Origin of the sequence: Gemmata palustris, assembly GCF_017939745.1 — a bacterium.
Lineage (GTDB): Bacteria > Planctomycetota > Planctomycetia > Gemmatales > Gemmataceae > Gemmata > Gemmata palustris.
Map to the genome: position 1 here is coordinate 7,153,426 of NZ_JAGKQQ010000001.1, position 14,640 is coordinate 7,168,065.

The 14,640-nt window shown below is 61.9% G+C and carries 15 protein-coding genes; 6 read left to right on the top strand and 9 right to left on the bottom strand.

Annotated features, from left to right (window positions below; genetic code table 11):
- Positions 1-73: 73 nt before the first annotated feature.
- Positions 74-1,798, bottom strand: coding sequence for a response regulator (locus tag J8F10_RS40445; protein ID WP_210660079.1), 1,725 nt, complete (start codon positions 1,796-1,798; stop codon positions 74-76).
- A gap of 104 nt (positions 1,799-1,902) precedes the next feature.
- On the opposite strand from J8F10_RS40445, the gene J8F10_RS29655 reads away from it, so the two are divergent.
- Together J8F10_RS29655 and J8F10_RS29660 are read left to right on the top strand one after the other, a co-directional pair.
- Complete coding sequence (locus J8F10_RS29655) at positions 1,903-2,487, top strand: RNA polymerase sigma factor (RefSeq protein WP_210660080.1); 585 nt, start codon at positions 1,903-1,905, stop codon at positions 2,485-2,487.
- A gap of 182 nt (positions 2,488-2,669) precedes the next feature.
- On the top strand, positions 2,670-4,799 hold the full coding sequence (locus tag J8F10_RS29660) for a protein kinase domain-containing protein (protein WP_210660081.1): 2,130 nt from the start codon (positions 2,670-2,672) through the stop codon (positions 4,797-4,799).
- A 253-nt stretch (positions 4,800-5,052) separates the two neighbouring features.
- Here J8F10_RS29660 and J8F10_RS29665 read toward each other — a convergent pair whose 3' ends face one another.
- Together J8F10_RS29665 and J8F10_RS29670 are read right to left on the bottom strand one after the other, a co-directional pair.
- Complete coding sequence (locus tag J8F10_RS29665; protein WP_210660082.1) at positions 5,053-6,024, bottom strand: hypothetical protein; 972 nt, start codon at positions 6,022-6,024, stop codon at positions 5,053-5,055.
- Positions 6,025-6,413: 389 nt separating this feature from the next.
- Positions 6,414-6,701, bottom strand: coding sequence for a hypothetical protein (locus J8F10_RS29670; protein WP_210660083.1), 288 nt, complete (start codon positions 6,699-6,701; stop codon positions 6,414-6,416).
- A 322-nt stretch (positions 6,702-7,023) separates the two neighbouring features.
- Here J8F10_RS29670 and J8F10_RS29675 point away from each other — a divergent pair, with 322 nt between their 5' ends.
- Together J8F10_RS29675 and J8F10_RS29680 are read left to right on the top strand one after the other, a co-directional pair.
- Positions 7,024-7,443, top strand: a complete 420-nt coding sequence (locus tag J8F10_RS29675) for a DUF6941 family protein (RefSeq protein WP_210660085.1) — start codon at positions 7,024-7,026, stop codon at positions 7,441-7,443.
- The gene (locus tag J8F10_RS29680) at positions 7,444-7,659 is read left to right on the top strand and encodes a hypothetical protein (RefSeq protein WP_210660086.1); all 216 of its coding nucleotides are present in this window, start codon (positions 7,444-7,446) and stop codon (positions 7,657-7,659) included.
- Positions 7,660-7,717: 58 nt separating this feature from the next.
- On the opposite strand, the gene J8F10_RS39380 is transcribed toward J8F10_RS29680, so the two are convergent.
- From J8F10_RS39380 to J8F10_RS29705, 5 genes are all read right to left on the bottom strand, one after another.
- Positions 7,718-8,377 (bottom strand): hypothetical protein, encoded by a 660-nt coding sequence (locus J8F10_RS39380; protein WP_246523649.1) that lies wholly within the window; start codon positions 8,375-8,377, stop codon positions 7,718-7,720.
- Between the two features lie 107 nt (positions 8,378-8,484).
- Positions 8,485-10,863, bottom strand: coding sequence for a hypothetical protein (locus J8F10_RS29690; protein WP_210660087.1), 2,379 nt, complete (start codon positions 10,861-10,863; stop codon positions 8,485-8,487).
- A 158-nt stretch (positions 10,864-11,021) separates the two neighbouring features.
- Positions 11,022-11,393: a hypothetical protein gene (locus tag J8F10_RS29695; protein WP_210660088.1), complete on the bottom strand. Its 372-nt coding sequence runs from the start codon at positions 11,391-11,393 to the stop codon at positions 11,022-11,024.
- Positions 11,394-11,435: 42 nt separating this feature from the next.
- Complete coding sequence (locus J8F10_RS29700) at positions 11,436-11,684, bottom strand: hypothetical protein (RefSeq protein WP_210660089.1); 249 nt, start codon at positions 11,682-11,684, stop codon at positions 11,436-11,438.
- 112 nt (positions 11,685-11,796) lie between these two features.
- Complete coding sequence (locus J8F10_RS29705) at positions 11,797-12,009, bottom strand: hypothetical protein (protein ID WP_210660090.1); 213 nt, start codon at positions 12,007-12,009, stop codon at positions 11,797-11,799.
- A gap of 213 nt (positions 12,010-12,222) precedes the next feature.
- Here J8F10_RS29705 and J8F10_RS29710 point away from each other — a divergent pair, with 213 nt between their 5' ends.
- Together J8F10_RS29710 and J8F10_RS29715 are read left to right on the top strand one after the other, a co-directional pair.
- On the top strand, positions 12,223-12,516 hold the full coding sequence (locus J8F10_RS29710) for a helix-turn-helix domain-containing protein (RefSeq protein WP_210660091.1): 294 nt from the start codon (positions 12,223-12,225) through the stop codon (positions 12,514-12,516).
- 70 nt (positions 12,517-12,586) lie between these two features.
- Entirely contained in the window at positions 12,587-13,015 is a 429-nt protein-coding gene (locus J8F10_RS29715; RefSeq protein ID WP_210660092.1) for a hypothetical protein, read from the top strand.
- A gap of 1,405 nt (positions 13,016-14,420) precedes the next feature.
- On the opposite strand, the gene J8F10_RS29720 is transcribed toward J8F10_RS29715, so the two are convergent.
- Positions 14,421-14,633, bottom strand: coding sequence for a hypothetical protein (locus tag J8F10_RS29720; RefSeq protein ID WP_210660093.1), 213 nt, complete (start codon positions 14,631-14,633; stop codon positions 14,421-14,423).
- Positions 14,634-14,640: the final 7 nt, after the last annotated feature.

Here is a 14,640-nt window from a genome sequence, read left to right on the forward strand (position 1 = left end):
AAGATGGATCTCGTCGGGGCGGGGACGATACCAGCAGTTTACCAGATTAGAGGCGTTGGGGCTGAGGTCGCCGTCATCCCGTTACCCCGGCGCGCGCGGTGTCGCCCTCGGTGACGGCGCGGACGATCTGGTCCTGGCGGAACGGCTTGAACAGGACGTGCCGCATCCCGTCGGCGCGCGCCTTCACGATCGAGTGGGCCACGTCGTACCCGAAGCCCGTGGTGAGCGCGACGGTCGCCGCCGGGCACGCGGCGCGCAGGCGCCGGTAACACTCGTACCCGCCCATGTCGGGCGGCTTCACTTCCTGGAAAATCGTGTCGTAATCGGCGTCGGCCGCCAGCGCGACGCCGTCGGCACCGGTGGCGGCGGTTTCCACCGTCGCACCCAACCGCCCGAGCATCAGGTGCGCCATGCGGCGGATGCGCTCGTCGGAATCGATCACCAGCACCCGCCGGCCCAACAGCGGGTGGCTCCCGGCCGTGGGCTGGGGCGCTTCGGTCATGTCGCGGCCGACCTGCGCGATGCTGTCCTTCACCTGCCGGGCGGCGCCGAGGACGCGCCGCAGCCGGGCGGCCGCGTCCGGGTCGGTCCCCGCGAGCCGCTCGAGGAGCACGCTCGCGCCGGTCAGCACCTCGTCGAGCGGGAGCGCGACCTCTTTGTTCACCGACTCGATCGACTGCCCCGCGGTACACACCTGCTGGGCGCTCAGCAGGTCGAGCGTGTGGAGCGCGGCCGCGACCTCGCGACTGAACAGTTCCGTGAACTGGAGGTCGTCCGTGCCGAACCCGTTCACGCGCGGGCTCTCGACGTTCAGCGTGCCGATTACCGCGTCCTGGAACTTCAGCGGCACCGTCATCGAGCTGCGGGCGCCCGCGGCCCCGGCGATGTAGTGCGGGTCGTCGGCCGTGTCCCGGCACAGGTAGCTCACCCCGGTGGCCGCGACGAACCCCGTGACCCCGTTGCCGGTCGGGCGCGCGTACAGCACCCGCCGCGCGGCCTCGGGCAGCATGCCGTCCTCGAGGAGCGGCTTCAGCTCGTCCGTCTTGCGGTCGAGCAGGCGGACCTCGATCGTGTCGTAGTGGAGCAGGTCGTGAATGGTGCGGCGCAGGTTCGATTTGAGGAGCTCGACGCGGGCCTCGACGTTCATGTCGGTGAGCTGGTCCGCGTCCAGGCCCGCGAGCTCGCGCCCGGCCGCGTGGAGCGCGTCGAGCTTCTGCTGCTGGACCACCTGGAGGGTCACGTTCCGCACGAGCGCGGTGAGCCCGGACACGGTGCCGTCGGGCGCGAGCACCGGGCGGACGTCGATCTCCACGAACGGCTGCTCCGCGTTGGCCGGGCAGTGGACCCGCAGCGCGGTCGCGGCCCCGCGCCGGGCCGGGCTGAGCGGGTCCGCCGGGTCGTCGGCGACGGGGGCGACGACGCGCCCCGAGGCGCTCTCGATGTGCTCGATCGACACGCGGTCGCTCCCGAGCGCGTCGAGCAGCGGGCGCCCGACGGGGTCGCCGATCGCGCTGGAGCGGAACACCGGGTTCGCCCACAGTACGGTCCCGACGGGGTCCAGGACGGCCAGCCCCTTCTCGATGTGGCCGATAATGAGTTCGTCGCGGCGGAACCGGTCGAGCATCCCGGCGACCACGTCGGGCGCGGCGATGACGGCCGCGAACGCGCCGGAGCGGAGCTGGACCGCGACCTCGGCCGGGTCGGGCGAAATCGGTTCCACGGCCGCGCCGGGCGCGAGCGCGCCGTCGAGTGACCCGACGGACGGGCCGATCAGCAGTAATCGGGGTCGATCCGGCACCAACACCTCCGGGCGGCGAGTCGAGGCACTTCAGAGTATAGCCGCGAACCTTCCGCTCCCACAAGCGCCCGCGGTGGGCTAGACTTGTATTAGAGGGGTGGTTCATGCAGGCGACATCGGCCACGTTATTAGAACGGCTCCGCGACCCGCGCGATTCGGCCGCGTGGGAGCGGCTCGTCGAATTATACGCCCCGCTCATCCGCGTGTGGGCGGAGCGGCTGAACGTGCGCGGGGCCGACGCCGACGACCTGGTCCAAGAAGTCATGGCGGTCGTCGTGCGCCGGTTCCCGGAGTTCGTCCACCCGGAGAAACCCGGCGCGTTCCGCGGGTGGCTCCGCGCGATCGCGGCCAACTGTGCCCGCACCGTGTGGAAGGCGCGCAAGGTGAACCCGACCGCGCCGGGCGGGTCCGATTTCGGGGGCTACCTGGCCCGCCTCGAAGACCCGACCGACGACTTCGCGCGGGCGTGGGAGCGCGAACACGACCTCCACGTCACCCGCAAGTTGCTCGAGCGCATCAAACCGGACTTCGAGGCCCGCACCTGGGAGCTGTTCGGCCGGTTCGTCCTGGATGGTTTCTCCGCGGAGGAAGTCGCGGCCGAATCCGGGGTCACCGCGAACGCCGTTTATATCGCAAAGTCTCGTGTTCTCGCCCGGCTGCGCGAAGAAGCCGGGGGACTGTTGGGTTAGGGTGCGAGCCTCAAGTTTCAAGTCACGGACGAAGTGTCACACGCGCTTTGCCCGTAGAATTGCGAACCAGACCTGAATTGGCACGATGTTTTCACCAAGGCGCCGAATGGCGACAGATCCTCCCATTTTCGTGCCATCATTTCTCCGTGCGGTTTGAATTCGCCCCCGAGAGGTTTCGTTCGATGTCGGTAGCCACTTGCCCTCAAGCGGGAACTCTGGCCGCGTTCGCGCGCGGGGAACTGTCGTCGACCGATCTGGCGAGCGTCGCGGACCACGTCGCCGGGTGCGCCGCGTGCGGTAGCGCCCTGAAGCTCATCCCAGAGGACTCGCTCGCGAACCTGGCGCGTGCCGCTGCTGCCGCACCTCCTACAGTGAAATCGGTGACGGACGCAGCACCGACCGGGGCCACCGTCGCGACCGACAAGATCCCCCTCGCGCTCGCGAATCACCCCCGGTACCGCATCATTAGCGAACTCGGGGCCGGCGGGATGGGGGTCGTGTACAAGGCCGAACACCGGCTCATGGGCCGAGTGGTCGCGCTGAAAGTCGTCGCCCCGCACCTGACCGCGAAAGCCAGTGCGGTCGAGCGGTTCGTGAAGGAATTCAAGGCGGCCGGCAAACTCACGCACCCGAACATCGTGACCTACCACGACGCCGAGGAAGCGGGCGGGCTGCACTTCCTCGCGATGGAGTTCATTGAGGGCGTCAGTCTCGACCGGCTGGTTGCGAAGAAGGGGCCGTTGCCGGTGCCAATGGCGTGCGTGTTCGCGCGCCAGGCGGCGCTCGGGCTCCAGCACGCGGCCGAAAAGGGCATGGTCCACCGGGACATCAAGCCGCAGAACCTGATGGTGACGCGCAAGGGGCAGGTGAAGGTTCTCGACTTCGGTCTCGCGCGATTCGCACAAGCAGACGAATCCGAGGCCGAGGTCGAAATGGACCCCGCGCGGACCACGCAGATGCCGTTCGGCGCGGGGCGAACGATGGGCGCGGCGAGTGCTGGGGTGACGAACCCCAACGTGCTCATGGGCACGCCGGATTACCTCTCTCCCGAGCAGGCCCGGAACTCGCACGCCGTGGACCACCGGAGCGACATTTACTCGCTCGGCTGCACGCTGCACTTCCTGCTCACCGGTAAAGCACCGTTTCTCAGTGCGACCACGCTCATCGACAAGTTGCTCGCTCACACGAATGAGGCGCCGCCGCCGATTCGCGAGGTCCGCCCCGAGGTGCCGGCGGGGTTGGCCGATGTGCTCGCGCGGATGATGGCGAAGAAACTGGAGGACCGCTACCAGACGGCCGCGGAGGTGGCGGGCGCGCTGCTCCCGTTCACGCGGTCCGATTCCGCGAAGGAACCGGCCTTCGAGATCGTCGACGCGGTCGTCACCACTCCTTCCCCGCTCGTCGGTTCGCGTGCGCACACGCCCGTTCCACTGTCGGTGCCGGATTTCGACACCTCCCCGGTTGCGAACGGTCCGACGCTCGCGGACGCGCCGCGCCCGAAACGTGCGAAGAAGCCCAAGAAGGCGGTGCGGGGGCAGCAGCGGAAGCGAGCCGTGATCGGCGGAGTGGTCGCGGCTCTGGCGCTGTTCGCCGCGGTCGCGATCGCTGTTTCCAGCAAGAAAAAGGTAGCCGATGCGCCGACCGACCCGACCGCGGGTGCCAAAGCAAACCCACCGCAGACCAAGTCCGATAAGGGCGACAAAGGTGAGAAGGGGAACAAGACGGCCCCGGTTACACCGACCGTGATCGCACCGCCGACGAAGGGCGTGCAGGTTCTCTACGTGCTGCCGAGTACCGGCGTCTGGCTGGACGATTTCGTGCCGGTGCGCGACCGGTTCGTGGCGCGGGGCGCAACGGTAGTGACCGCTTCGTTCGACGGCGACCGGTCCCGGCCGGCGCCGGGTACACCCGGTCCGGACGTGCCCATTGATGTGCGGCTCGAAGCGAGTATGGACCTGACCGACTATTCCGCGCTCATTTTCTGCGGTGAGCGGGCGGAGGAGTACATGGGGGTGGGGCGCGGGTCGGCTGCGGCCGGCCAGGTGATCCAGAAAATGCGCACGGCGGGCAAGCCGATCGCAGCGATCTGCGTGGGGCAGGGCGTTCTGGCCACGCACGGTGTATTGAGGGGTAAGAAAGTCGCGCCCAACGAGCACCTGTTCAAGAAGCACCCGTTCCTGCCGTGGGACAAGATGGGCGTCACCTGGGACAAGCCGGGTGTGACGGTGGACGGCAAGGTCGTCACCGCGAGCGGCCCGCCCGACGCGGTCCCGTTCGCCGACGCGATCCTGAAGCTGATCGAAGCGAAGTGAGGGCTGGTCGTCACTTCCTGGCCTCGACCCCGTAGGGGCGCCGCTGTCGCGCGAGGGGAGCGCCGAGAATCGGGTCAGGTGGCGTTGAGCTCGGAATTCTGTTACACGATCCCTCTCGCACGGCCCGCCACTTCTCCCAGACACGCTCTGGGTTCAGTCGAGTGACGGGCATCTGGGCGTCCAGCGCGGCGTAGAACCGCACAAGTAGCTCATACTATCTATGGCGGGCACGTTTAACGCATCGAAAGGGCGCTTACTTCGCGGGTGAGAAAATAATGCGTTCGCTGTCACCTGATTTGGTCGAAATTTCTGATAGGTAATCGATAATTTTATGTTTCTCTAGTAATTTTATGAATAATTCTGCTGCTTTATCAGGGTCAACTGACTCGCAGAATATTTCCACGCCCCACCACCCCCAGTTGACTCCTGTCTCAAAACCAAGAGCGCGTTGATTCAATGCCGCGCGAATTTCGTCGATGAGCTCGTCCTGCCAGTCGGACACGCCCTCACGGTCCCGCTCGAAAATGTCGGTGCGCAGTTTGATAACGATTTGGTGATAGTCGAGATCCTCGTAGCCCTCCTCGTGACGAGCCGCTTCGTCTTGCTTTACTCGGGCTTCGGCTGCTTTCGCGCTGGTGACCTGCTCCCGTTCCATTACCGCCATTTCACCCACTCGCCCCGTGACGCGACAGACCCAATCCTCGTGGACCCACGCTCCCCAAAACATTACTGTGTCACCGCTTTGCTTATACAAGTGCCCCGGGCAATCTTCTGCTTCCGGGAGCCAGCTACTGGCGGGCAGCGACGAAATCTTTTGGGCCGGAGGGTTCTTTGAGTTCGGATCTACTCCCCTCACGTTGGCAAGTGTGCGACATACGGCGACGAACTCGTTCTCGCTGAGGCTCTGCTTCATCGCCCAGATGTGACGGGCGCACACTTTGAAAGTGGGTTTGCCGCTCACGCACTGAACGGTGGGCAAATCGGACGGCACCCCGAACCCCTGGGGGGGAGTGGCAGCATATTCGTCGAGTAGGTCCCACCGGAGCGGCACCCCCGTGTACTCGTCGAACGCGCCGGCGCGTTCAACGGCCCGGTGCATCGCTACTTTATGGTTCCAGTTGCCGGCGGATCTCATTTCACGGAACAGCCACAGGCGGTACGCTGCCGGAGTGCATACGCCGACTAAAAAAGCCGGAAACTTGTTCGTCACAGCCGGGTGAGTCACGGGCCACCTTTTCGATCATTTAGTACGCATTTTACAGCAGTCCGCAGTAGCACTGGGTTCGGCGTTTGGTCAGAGGCCACGCGACTTACACGGCCGCTCGAGTACCGCCAGCGTATGCCGAACCTGCAATCAGTTCGCGCCGACGAGATGTTACTCACTGCGCGGGAGGCAACACAACACGTTCGCGCGTCACTTCTTGGACCAAACCTCGTAGGGGATCTTGTTGAAGCATCTGAAGTGGAGGGCAAATCTGAGCGCTATCACGTTACCGGTATGCACTTACGTCGTCAACGCTGCCTATACTACTGCACAAGTTTCCACATAAAAATCGCCGGGAAATATCCGGTTCGAGTGTCAATGTACGGGCGCCATACACACCTGACGGCCGTTCACCCGAGTAGTGCTTTCACGCGGGCGTGTTCCGCCGCGAGTCGCCGCTTTTCCGCAGCCGGTGATTCGGGGAGCGCGGGCCGCTCCGGGTTGCAGTCGAGGAGGAATTGCTCGTACCAGTCGGGCGCCACGCACCATTGCCGCCCGACGCGGACCGCGGCGAGCTTGACCTTTCGGTTGCCGACCGTGACGCCGGTCTTGACCCAGTTCCAAACAGTCATGCGGGTGCGGCCGATCCGCTTCGCCAGCGCGGGCAACGTTTCGGCGCTGCTGTCGATCCCGATCATGTATTCGCTCCTCCGGGGATGTGAACGCGGTACGCCCGACGCGCGCCGCCGGGCGCGATCTTATACGAGCGTCGCGGGAGATGAAAGTGTGTGGTGGGCACAAAGAAAAGTCAGCTGGGGTGCCCTTGTCCCCGGTTGAAATTACGACAGGTTACTGGCCCTATTTTTGTTCGCACGGCGGGCTGGCCCGGTTAGGCCCACATCAATAACTTGTTACCTCTGACAGAAATTATAATCAGAGTTGCACCGGGTGCCACAGCGCGGATAAGTTGACCGCTAGGGACATTACGTCTGTGCGGTAAGCCCTGCTGGTGCAACAACTATGAACGGACCCGAACCAGTTGTCCTGGCGGTAGTGCTCTGTGACGCGGTGCATACGGACCACGCGACGGGCAAGAGAACCTTGCTCGGCACGTTCTCCCGAATCAACGCATCTCATTTTCCCGTGACGCACCCGCGAATGGCGGTCTATGTTTGCTTAACCGAGTGCCACGGTGATCTACCCCTGACGTTCCGCATCGCCGACGCGAGCGACGACCGGGCGATCTTCGAGGCGTCGAACGTGATCGAGGTAGGCGACCCGTTAGCGGTCGTTGAGCTGGACATCCAACTCGGGGCGCTCACGTTCCCGGAGCCCGGCGAGTACCGAGTTCAGATTCTCTCGAACGGGCCACCGCTCCTGGAACGGCGGCTGCTCGTCGTTGCCATAGCCGTTCCAGATCATACACCAGAGGGCGGGTAGATGCCGGACCAGTCGCCTCGATCCTTTACCGCGCCGGGTGTCAGTTTCAGCTTCGCCTACAACGTTCCCGTCACCCCCGTCATCTCCACCGATCCCGGCACACAAGACACAACCACCGGCACCCTGTGCCCCGAAGTCGTTCAGCTATTGCGCATGAGCGGCGTGCGCATCCGCCCGCACCTCGTGGTTGACGAGCGCCCACGTAAGCCGCGGTGAACACACCTGAGCAACCGCCGCGGGCCACGGGAGCCGAGTTGTTCCCTTTCTATCCGCCCTACTCCTTCCCCAGCGCCAGATCAACAACCCAGCACCCGCGGACGTGCGGCCCCGGTCCGCGGCAGTGATCGAGCACATCGGCGCTGTCACACCCGGCGTCTTGGAGCGCGTCGGCCAGGATCGGCATCGCGCTGAAGTCGCGTGACTCGTACATCTGGGATGCGAGCGCGACCGTTGTGGAGGTGCGCCACGAGGGGGAGAAGGTCAAGGGGCGAAGGGGAGAAGGCCCGAACAATTCACGGAACAAACTAACCAGACGCCCCGCTAACCGGTGTGTGAGTGCGCCCCACCTCTCGCTCCTGTCGAGAGTGCCCAGAAGTTGCGAGCTGGAGGTCGTGCTGAGCGCGATGAAATAGAAATCGCCGGTCTCGGCTATATTGCGGCGCCAAGCAGTACGCTCGGGTGTGGAGCGGGATTGTATGGCGCTCGTGTACACGAGCGTGTTGGCCTGTTTCAACGATTCGGCCGGCAACTCACCTTCGATCCACTGCTCAACAATTTCCACCGCCTCACGTAGTTCCGGAAGAGGTAGCCGATCCCAGACCGACCGGGCGGCGTGGGTGAGAAGCAGACGGAGCTTGCGCTCCGTTCTGAATGCGGACGTCGCAAGTAACATTCGAGTCGGATCTTCGCACACCAGCCATTCCGCTTCGGTCATCGGGCGCTCCCTGGAACCGCTCCCAGCATGACCGATCCGGCGCCCGGTGCAAGCCCCAACGAAAACACCCGCCGATTGGCGGGTGTGGGGCGGTCGGGTTTGGTCGTTCATGAAAGAGGCGCGGCTACCTCGTTCGCCCTGGAATCAACCACCCCCGACCAGTGTTCCAGAGGGTGGTCGGCCAACATCGACGGGAGTGATGAGGCTAGGCTTTTTGCCGCAATATCTAACTCGCATTTGAGTTCAGCGATCGCCTTCTCGACACGCGCGTTAACGTTCGCTGAGCGAATGGCATCTTCGGTAAGGCGTTTCCTGATTGCCTCTCGTGCGCGTTCGGTCATCTCATTTTGAACTACCTCTATGGGCGGTACGACTTTCCCCGAGTCATGCTCGCTCATTTTCCGCGTGAGCCAAGCGAGAAACTGCGGAGTGGGCATCGCGTTTAGCTCAATACGGTTAGTTTGAAGCCACTCTCGATCCGAATCAGAAATGTACCGCCCAACTCGGACGGTTCGCTTTCGATGGATCGTCTCAAGTTCCAGCCCCATTTCCCGCCCTTCGGCTGGGTCCAGCCCCAAATTTATAACCTTCACGTTGTGGCCGGCGAAGGCTCGACAGAGGGTCTCGAAAATCATGGTGCCGTCACCGTCGGCATCGTGAATGCAAAAGAACTGAATCGGTTCGCCTGTGCGATTGATCATACGTATCACTTCTCGCGCCGCCCGAGTCGCGTAGCCCTTTGATGTGAGTAGGGCGCAGTCGTGTCGCTCCGGCCACCGGGCTTGCTGCAGGAGGGGGAACAAGCCCTCTTTCTCGCAGTACAGGATCTTATTGAACCCCCAGGACGGGCGCTCGTAATCGGCAACCGATCGCGTTCCGAGAGACAGCGAATCGTGAGTGTGAGGGTGATAAATCGTACCTCGATCGTCACGGTAGAGGTGCTCGATATCTCCGCATTTGTCTTCGTATTGCCCTACCACTCGTGAGAATGTATTGTAGCTTGGATCTTTACCAAAAGCATCTATCAGACGCGGGCGAATGCGATAGTAAAATTGGCGCAAGCTGAAACCGTATACTCCACCTCCACTGAGCACCTCTGCCGCCTCACTTCGGTGAGATAGGATCAGATCTTTCTGAGAGGACTTACCCCTCCCCTTTGGCTTGTTGCGCTTCGCGGTTCTCACTGCCTTCTCAGCCGCTGTGAGGATCTGATCCATCATCGGAGAGAGGTCGGGATCTTTGCCGCTCGATGTGAGCGGAACGAAGGGGCTGATGACGTTCACGGTTATGCTGAAGTCGCCGCCTCTCTTTTGCCCGACCCTGAAGCTATCGCAGTCGAACCCGCCGCCGTTGAGCACGTATTCCACATCACCGTCGTGGCGCCAGCAGCCGGGGTTGTTAACGACCGGAGTTCGGTTCACGCAAACTGTAGCTTTGGCTCCCTTCGATCTTTTGGCCCACACTTCCACCACGAACGGAATTTGTGCGCCGTCTTGTTCAAACTCTCCGCGGGCTACAGCATACCCATCACCGAGAGATTCAATTGGCCCGACCTTTCCGAGTCGCGATGGGGGTACGGGGCGCACGGAGTGCTGAGCAGCGGCGAGAAGGGTGGCGGCCTCGTTCGGCTTGATAGAGGTCGCACCCCGGCCCCGCAGCCCGCCCGCCACCTTTGCAACTCGCTTTCGCTCCGTGCAGCCGTCGAGCGTTTCGAGCACACGCTCAAGCGGCCGGTGACCGGCCGCTTGAAGGAGTTCCCAAAATGAGCTGTCCCCATACCACCAGGGAGACGACTTGCCCCTGTACTGGTCGCCGTGAGTCAGAAGGCACGCCACATGCGCCCACTCGAACAACCCGCCGTCCTTGGCCGCGATCGAAGCGAACTCGCCTCTAAAAATTACCTCGATCCTCGTCCCCTCTTCATTCCAGGGCGCGACCTCAACCACTTCCGTGTGGCCCTCTGGTCGAGGAACAAGCCTGAGCGCCCGGCCGCGCGTGCAGACCTTCAACTCTCCACCACTAACGAGCGCGACCCCCGCAACGACCCTGAGCCCGTTACCCAACATTCCGCGCGTTGGCATCCGGCGAGTCTTGCTCGATGTAAGTGGCCGCCGGATGGAAAAGTGGGTGGCCAGCTCCTCATCCGTTCCGGGCAGGCCGGGGCCGCGATTCGACACGAACAAGGTGAGCGAGGGGGCGCAGTTCTCTTTTGAGCCAGCCCCCTCGTGCTCGCCCCCTAGGAGCCCGAATTCTACGCCACCGGTAGCGTCCAGGGCGTTATCCACCAACTCCTTCACCACCACTCGCGGTAGCAACCCTCGGCTGACGCCGGCCTTCGCTGAGATCCGCGCCGGGTCACGGAACTCTGTCCAGTCCTGACGGGTGAAAACCAGAGGTTCCGGTTCCCCGTCGGTAAGAACGTTCGTTTTTGTCGTGTTCGGTATCTTGGTTCGGGGGTCCAAAATCGAGCCGTTTTTCCGCCCCACGTTGTAGTCCTCCCAGGTGTGAAACAGGCCAGCGCAACGCGCTGGCCTGTGAAGCGAACACCGTTCATAACGGGTGAAATGCGATGCCGTAAGGTCGGCACTTTCCGCTGTCAGCGGTTGCCGTCAGAAGTCATTGCGCGCGTGAGATTTGCGATCAATTACGCCGATCGCGGCCCGGTACGCCACTTCGTGAACTCTGCGTTTGTCTGAAGCCGGTGCGAGTTGAACATGCACAGTTGATCGAACATCACGAGCGACAGTCCCCGCAAGCGGGTCATGAACTCATCCCCGAACTCCGTGAACATTCCGTCCGGGAACTCCTGAACGTCGTTCACGAACTCGTCAATCTGCCCGCGAGCCTGCTCGACGAGCACCAGCAACTTGCCCAGCCGCGCGTTAACCGGCGTGTCCCAAACCGGATGCGGCGGGTCGAACAGCAACTCGGCTGATGTCGGCTTCTGCGCCTTGGCGCTGGTGGTCGACTTCTTGCTCTTCGGGGTGGTTTTCTTCGTGGCTTTACTCGTGCTCATCGTCGCTCCTCGTAGTGGTGGTGTAAGTGATTGGGTTGTGGATCAGCCGCGACCGAGCGCGCGGACATAGGCGAACACGGCGTCTCGGAGATCACTGGTGAACGAGTCGTACTCATCATCGAAAGGCGAGTCGTAACCAGCGCGGCGCATGTCGTCGTCGAGTCGCCAGACTCGGCTGAACAGATCGCCGACCTTCACGATCTCAGCGAGGAGTTCCGCCCCCTTCTCTTCGTCGGCGCGGCCATTTGCTGTTGGCCCTTCGTTCACGGGCGCGATCGCAGTGGCGGTCATGATGATCCTCGTTGGTTGGGTACGTTCCTTCGACGTGACGGCCCCGCGCTGGGGTCGCCGGTTGGACTTCGGGTTGTGCAGGGGATGGGCCGGTGAGTTCCGGCCCGGGGGACTACGCGACCCTCAACTCTCCCGCGTCAGGTTCGGCCGCCACGGTCGCGACCAGTTCCACGGGCTTCGGCGTCGGCACATTGACTGTGATCTTCACCATCCGCGAGGCGAGTCCCGCGGCGGGCTGGAGTTCGTCGGCGTCTTTCGATACCTCGTAGTCGCCGTTCTCATCGACCAAAACCCAGACCTCGACTTGGATCAGTTCCGCTTCCATCTGTCGGCCCTCACAGTGCGCGCAGTGGCCCGACTCCCCGCGGGCTGCGGGGATCACATCGCCGGAGCATCCAGCGCGATCATTGAAATAGGTATAACTTGAAGGCTAGCAGAGTTCTGCCATCCCAGCAAGCATAATCCGGCGTTTCCAAGAAAACTTTGTCAGCAGCGAATCTTCCGGGTAGAGTTTTGCTGATACACCTCGGAGCAGTCCATGCAACAGGGAAGCGTAATGGCTGGAGGGTTTTCCGAACGGCTGAAGCGGCTTCGCAAGCAGGCCGGCATGACCCAAGAGGCGCTGGCGCGCGCTGCCAACGTCAGCAACACTACGGTCGCCAAGTTGGAACAAGGCGTCGGCGATCCGACGTGGAACACAGTTGTCGCCCTGGCGCGGGCGTTGGGTGTATCGGTTGCGGAATTTGATGAAGGTGGCGAGGCGGAAGTGCCGGAGCAACCGGAGGTACTACCAGAGAAGCCGGCCCCCAAGAAGCCGAAGGGCAAGAAGTGATGGTACGGCTGCCGACCGCGACATGATCCAAACCAGTTGGATTGAGATCCGCGAATCACGAGGCCCGCTCATGCCCAATATCTCGCAAGAGGATCGAGACAAATCCTCACCCGTTTGGGATCTGAGCCAGGAGCGAGTGCTACTGACCTCGATGGTCACCCAACGATTCCAGTTCCTGCTTTTGGTCTTCTCTTTGGTCGTCGCGGGCGCGCTCAATGCCCGCTCCCAATCGCACATGATCGGCGTCTTCGTGCTCGGCCTCTCGATGACCGTAGCGCTCGCGGGATCTTTAAACCACGCGCGCCGGAAGCTCGGCGCGGTGCATAAGCGATTGCTTCAAGACCCGACGCACCCGTATACGCTCATCAAGGGTGATGTCGGTAACAGGCCGATACTCCGAGTCATGATGGGGCACGTTCTCCCGGTCGGAAGTTGGCTGTTACTGTTGGTGGCGACGGTATTGGCCGCGCTTGGGGTTATTACGCCAGCGCCGCGCTAGTGAACCGCTCGCGATCCCCGGCGCCACTGGGCTGAACCTCCATCGGCTGTTTCACCACAAAACAACTGGAAACCACTGCCAATGCCGTGAAGGAAATTGGTGATGTAGGAAGAAATTTGCAAAAATGGCTACCGCTGACGCCGTCGAGTAGATTGATAGTATCATCTGAATTGTAATGAATTTATTTAGATAGTGGCGAATCTCGGATGGTCTCCACACCCCTCGCTCCAGCCTCCTGGCCGCATACGGAGCATAAATAATTGACACATACAAGAATATCCCACCATTCAATGCCGAAGCGAGCTGCCATGCACGCATAGTTGGCGGGAAATAGTATTCTGCAAGAAGTATAAACACCGGCGTTGCATCCGGCCGCATCCACTCATGGGCCTTCATTACAAGTCCACTAAATAAGATCGTCAGGGCAAAAGAGCCGATTGAGAACAGAGCGAACCACCGTTTCAAGACAGCTGCATTGTCATGCTGCATTTCGATTAGTCGCGTGGCCGGGTCGACTCGATGGTTAATCGGGTCGCTGTTTATTACAAGAAACAGGGGCGTGTACAGAATCGAAGCGCCTTTAATCCCAGTCCGTAGAATCAAGGGCACAACGTAAATAAGTGCAACGAGCCACCAGAGGATAGTTGAAGCGATAGCATATCGGTGGAATTTACTTTGACCCCGCATGGCACTACGGACAGTGTTAACGTTTGCGACACTTACGAGGCATCTTTTTCTGTAATCAGCGTTCCGGTCGGCACCTGGAAGCCACTCGGGCGGAGTTCCAATGTCTGTTGCAAGAACAAGTCGCTTCCAATTTTTGCGAATTGAAATCATATGAACAAGCGGATAACTAAACAATGAATACGCGGTAGCAACAACACGCAGTATTGTGCAAATAACCATGTCGCAAACCACTAAAGCAAATGCGTTGCAGACTATCCATATTAGTAGCCAGAGTAGGTAACCCCTCCTTTTCACTTGCGGCAAAGCGGCAGATTCCGCCTGCGCTCGTCTTTGGAACATCTGTGTAGGGTAGTATTTCCACGACCTGACTCGCAGGTAGCACCGCACTGCGCGTCTTACGCTCAGATTTGTCCTGAGCAACCATAGCGGCGTTATTGCCGCAGCAATAAAAATGTGTTGTATTGTGTCGAACCAATGCGCCACCCCCACATACAGGGCGACCGAAAGCAAGCTCTCGACGATCGATAAGATTGTAATCTCGCCTTTATTCGATGATTTAGTATCAGATATAATTCTCATGGGCAAATGGTCGCCAGGAGTTTATGCGCGTGTTGTGAAGGTGGTATCGTATCGGCTAAAGTGGCAAAAACGAAGACAGCCGGGAGAACACCTCCCGGCCGCTTCCCGTCTCGTGGCACAACCGACGGCCTACCTGAACCTACCGGTGCGCGTCCGCGAACGTCTGACCGACAGACACGAGGCCCGTGTCGATCGCCTGACGATCGGCCGCCCGGTCCGCGGCCTGCCCGCGAATGAGCGCGTACAGTTCCGCGATCTGCCTCGCCTGCGTCGCGACCGTGGACCGGAGCCGCGCCACGTCCGATGCCGTCGCCCGCTGATCGCGCTGGCAACGTTCAATGTCCTCTTGCATCACCTGC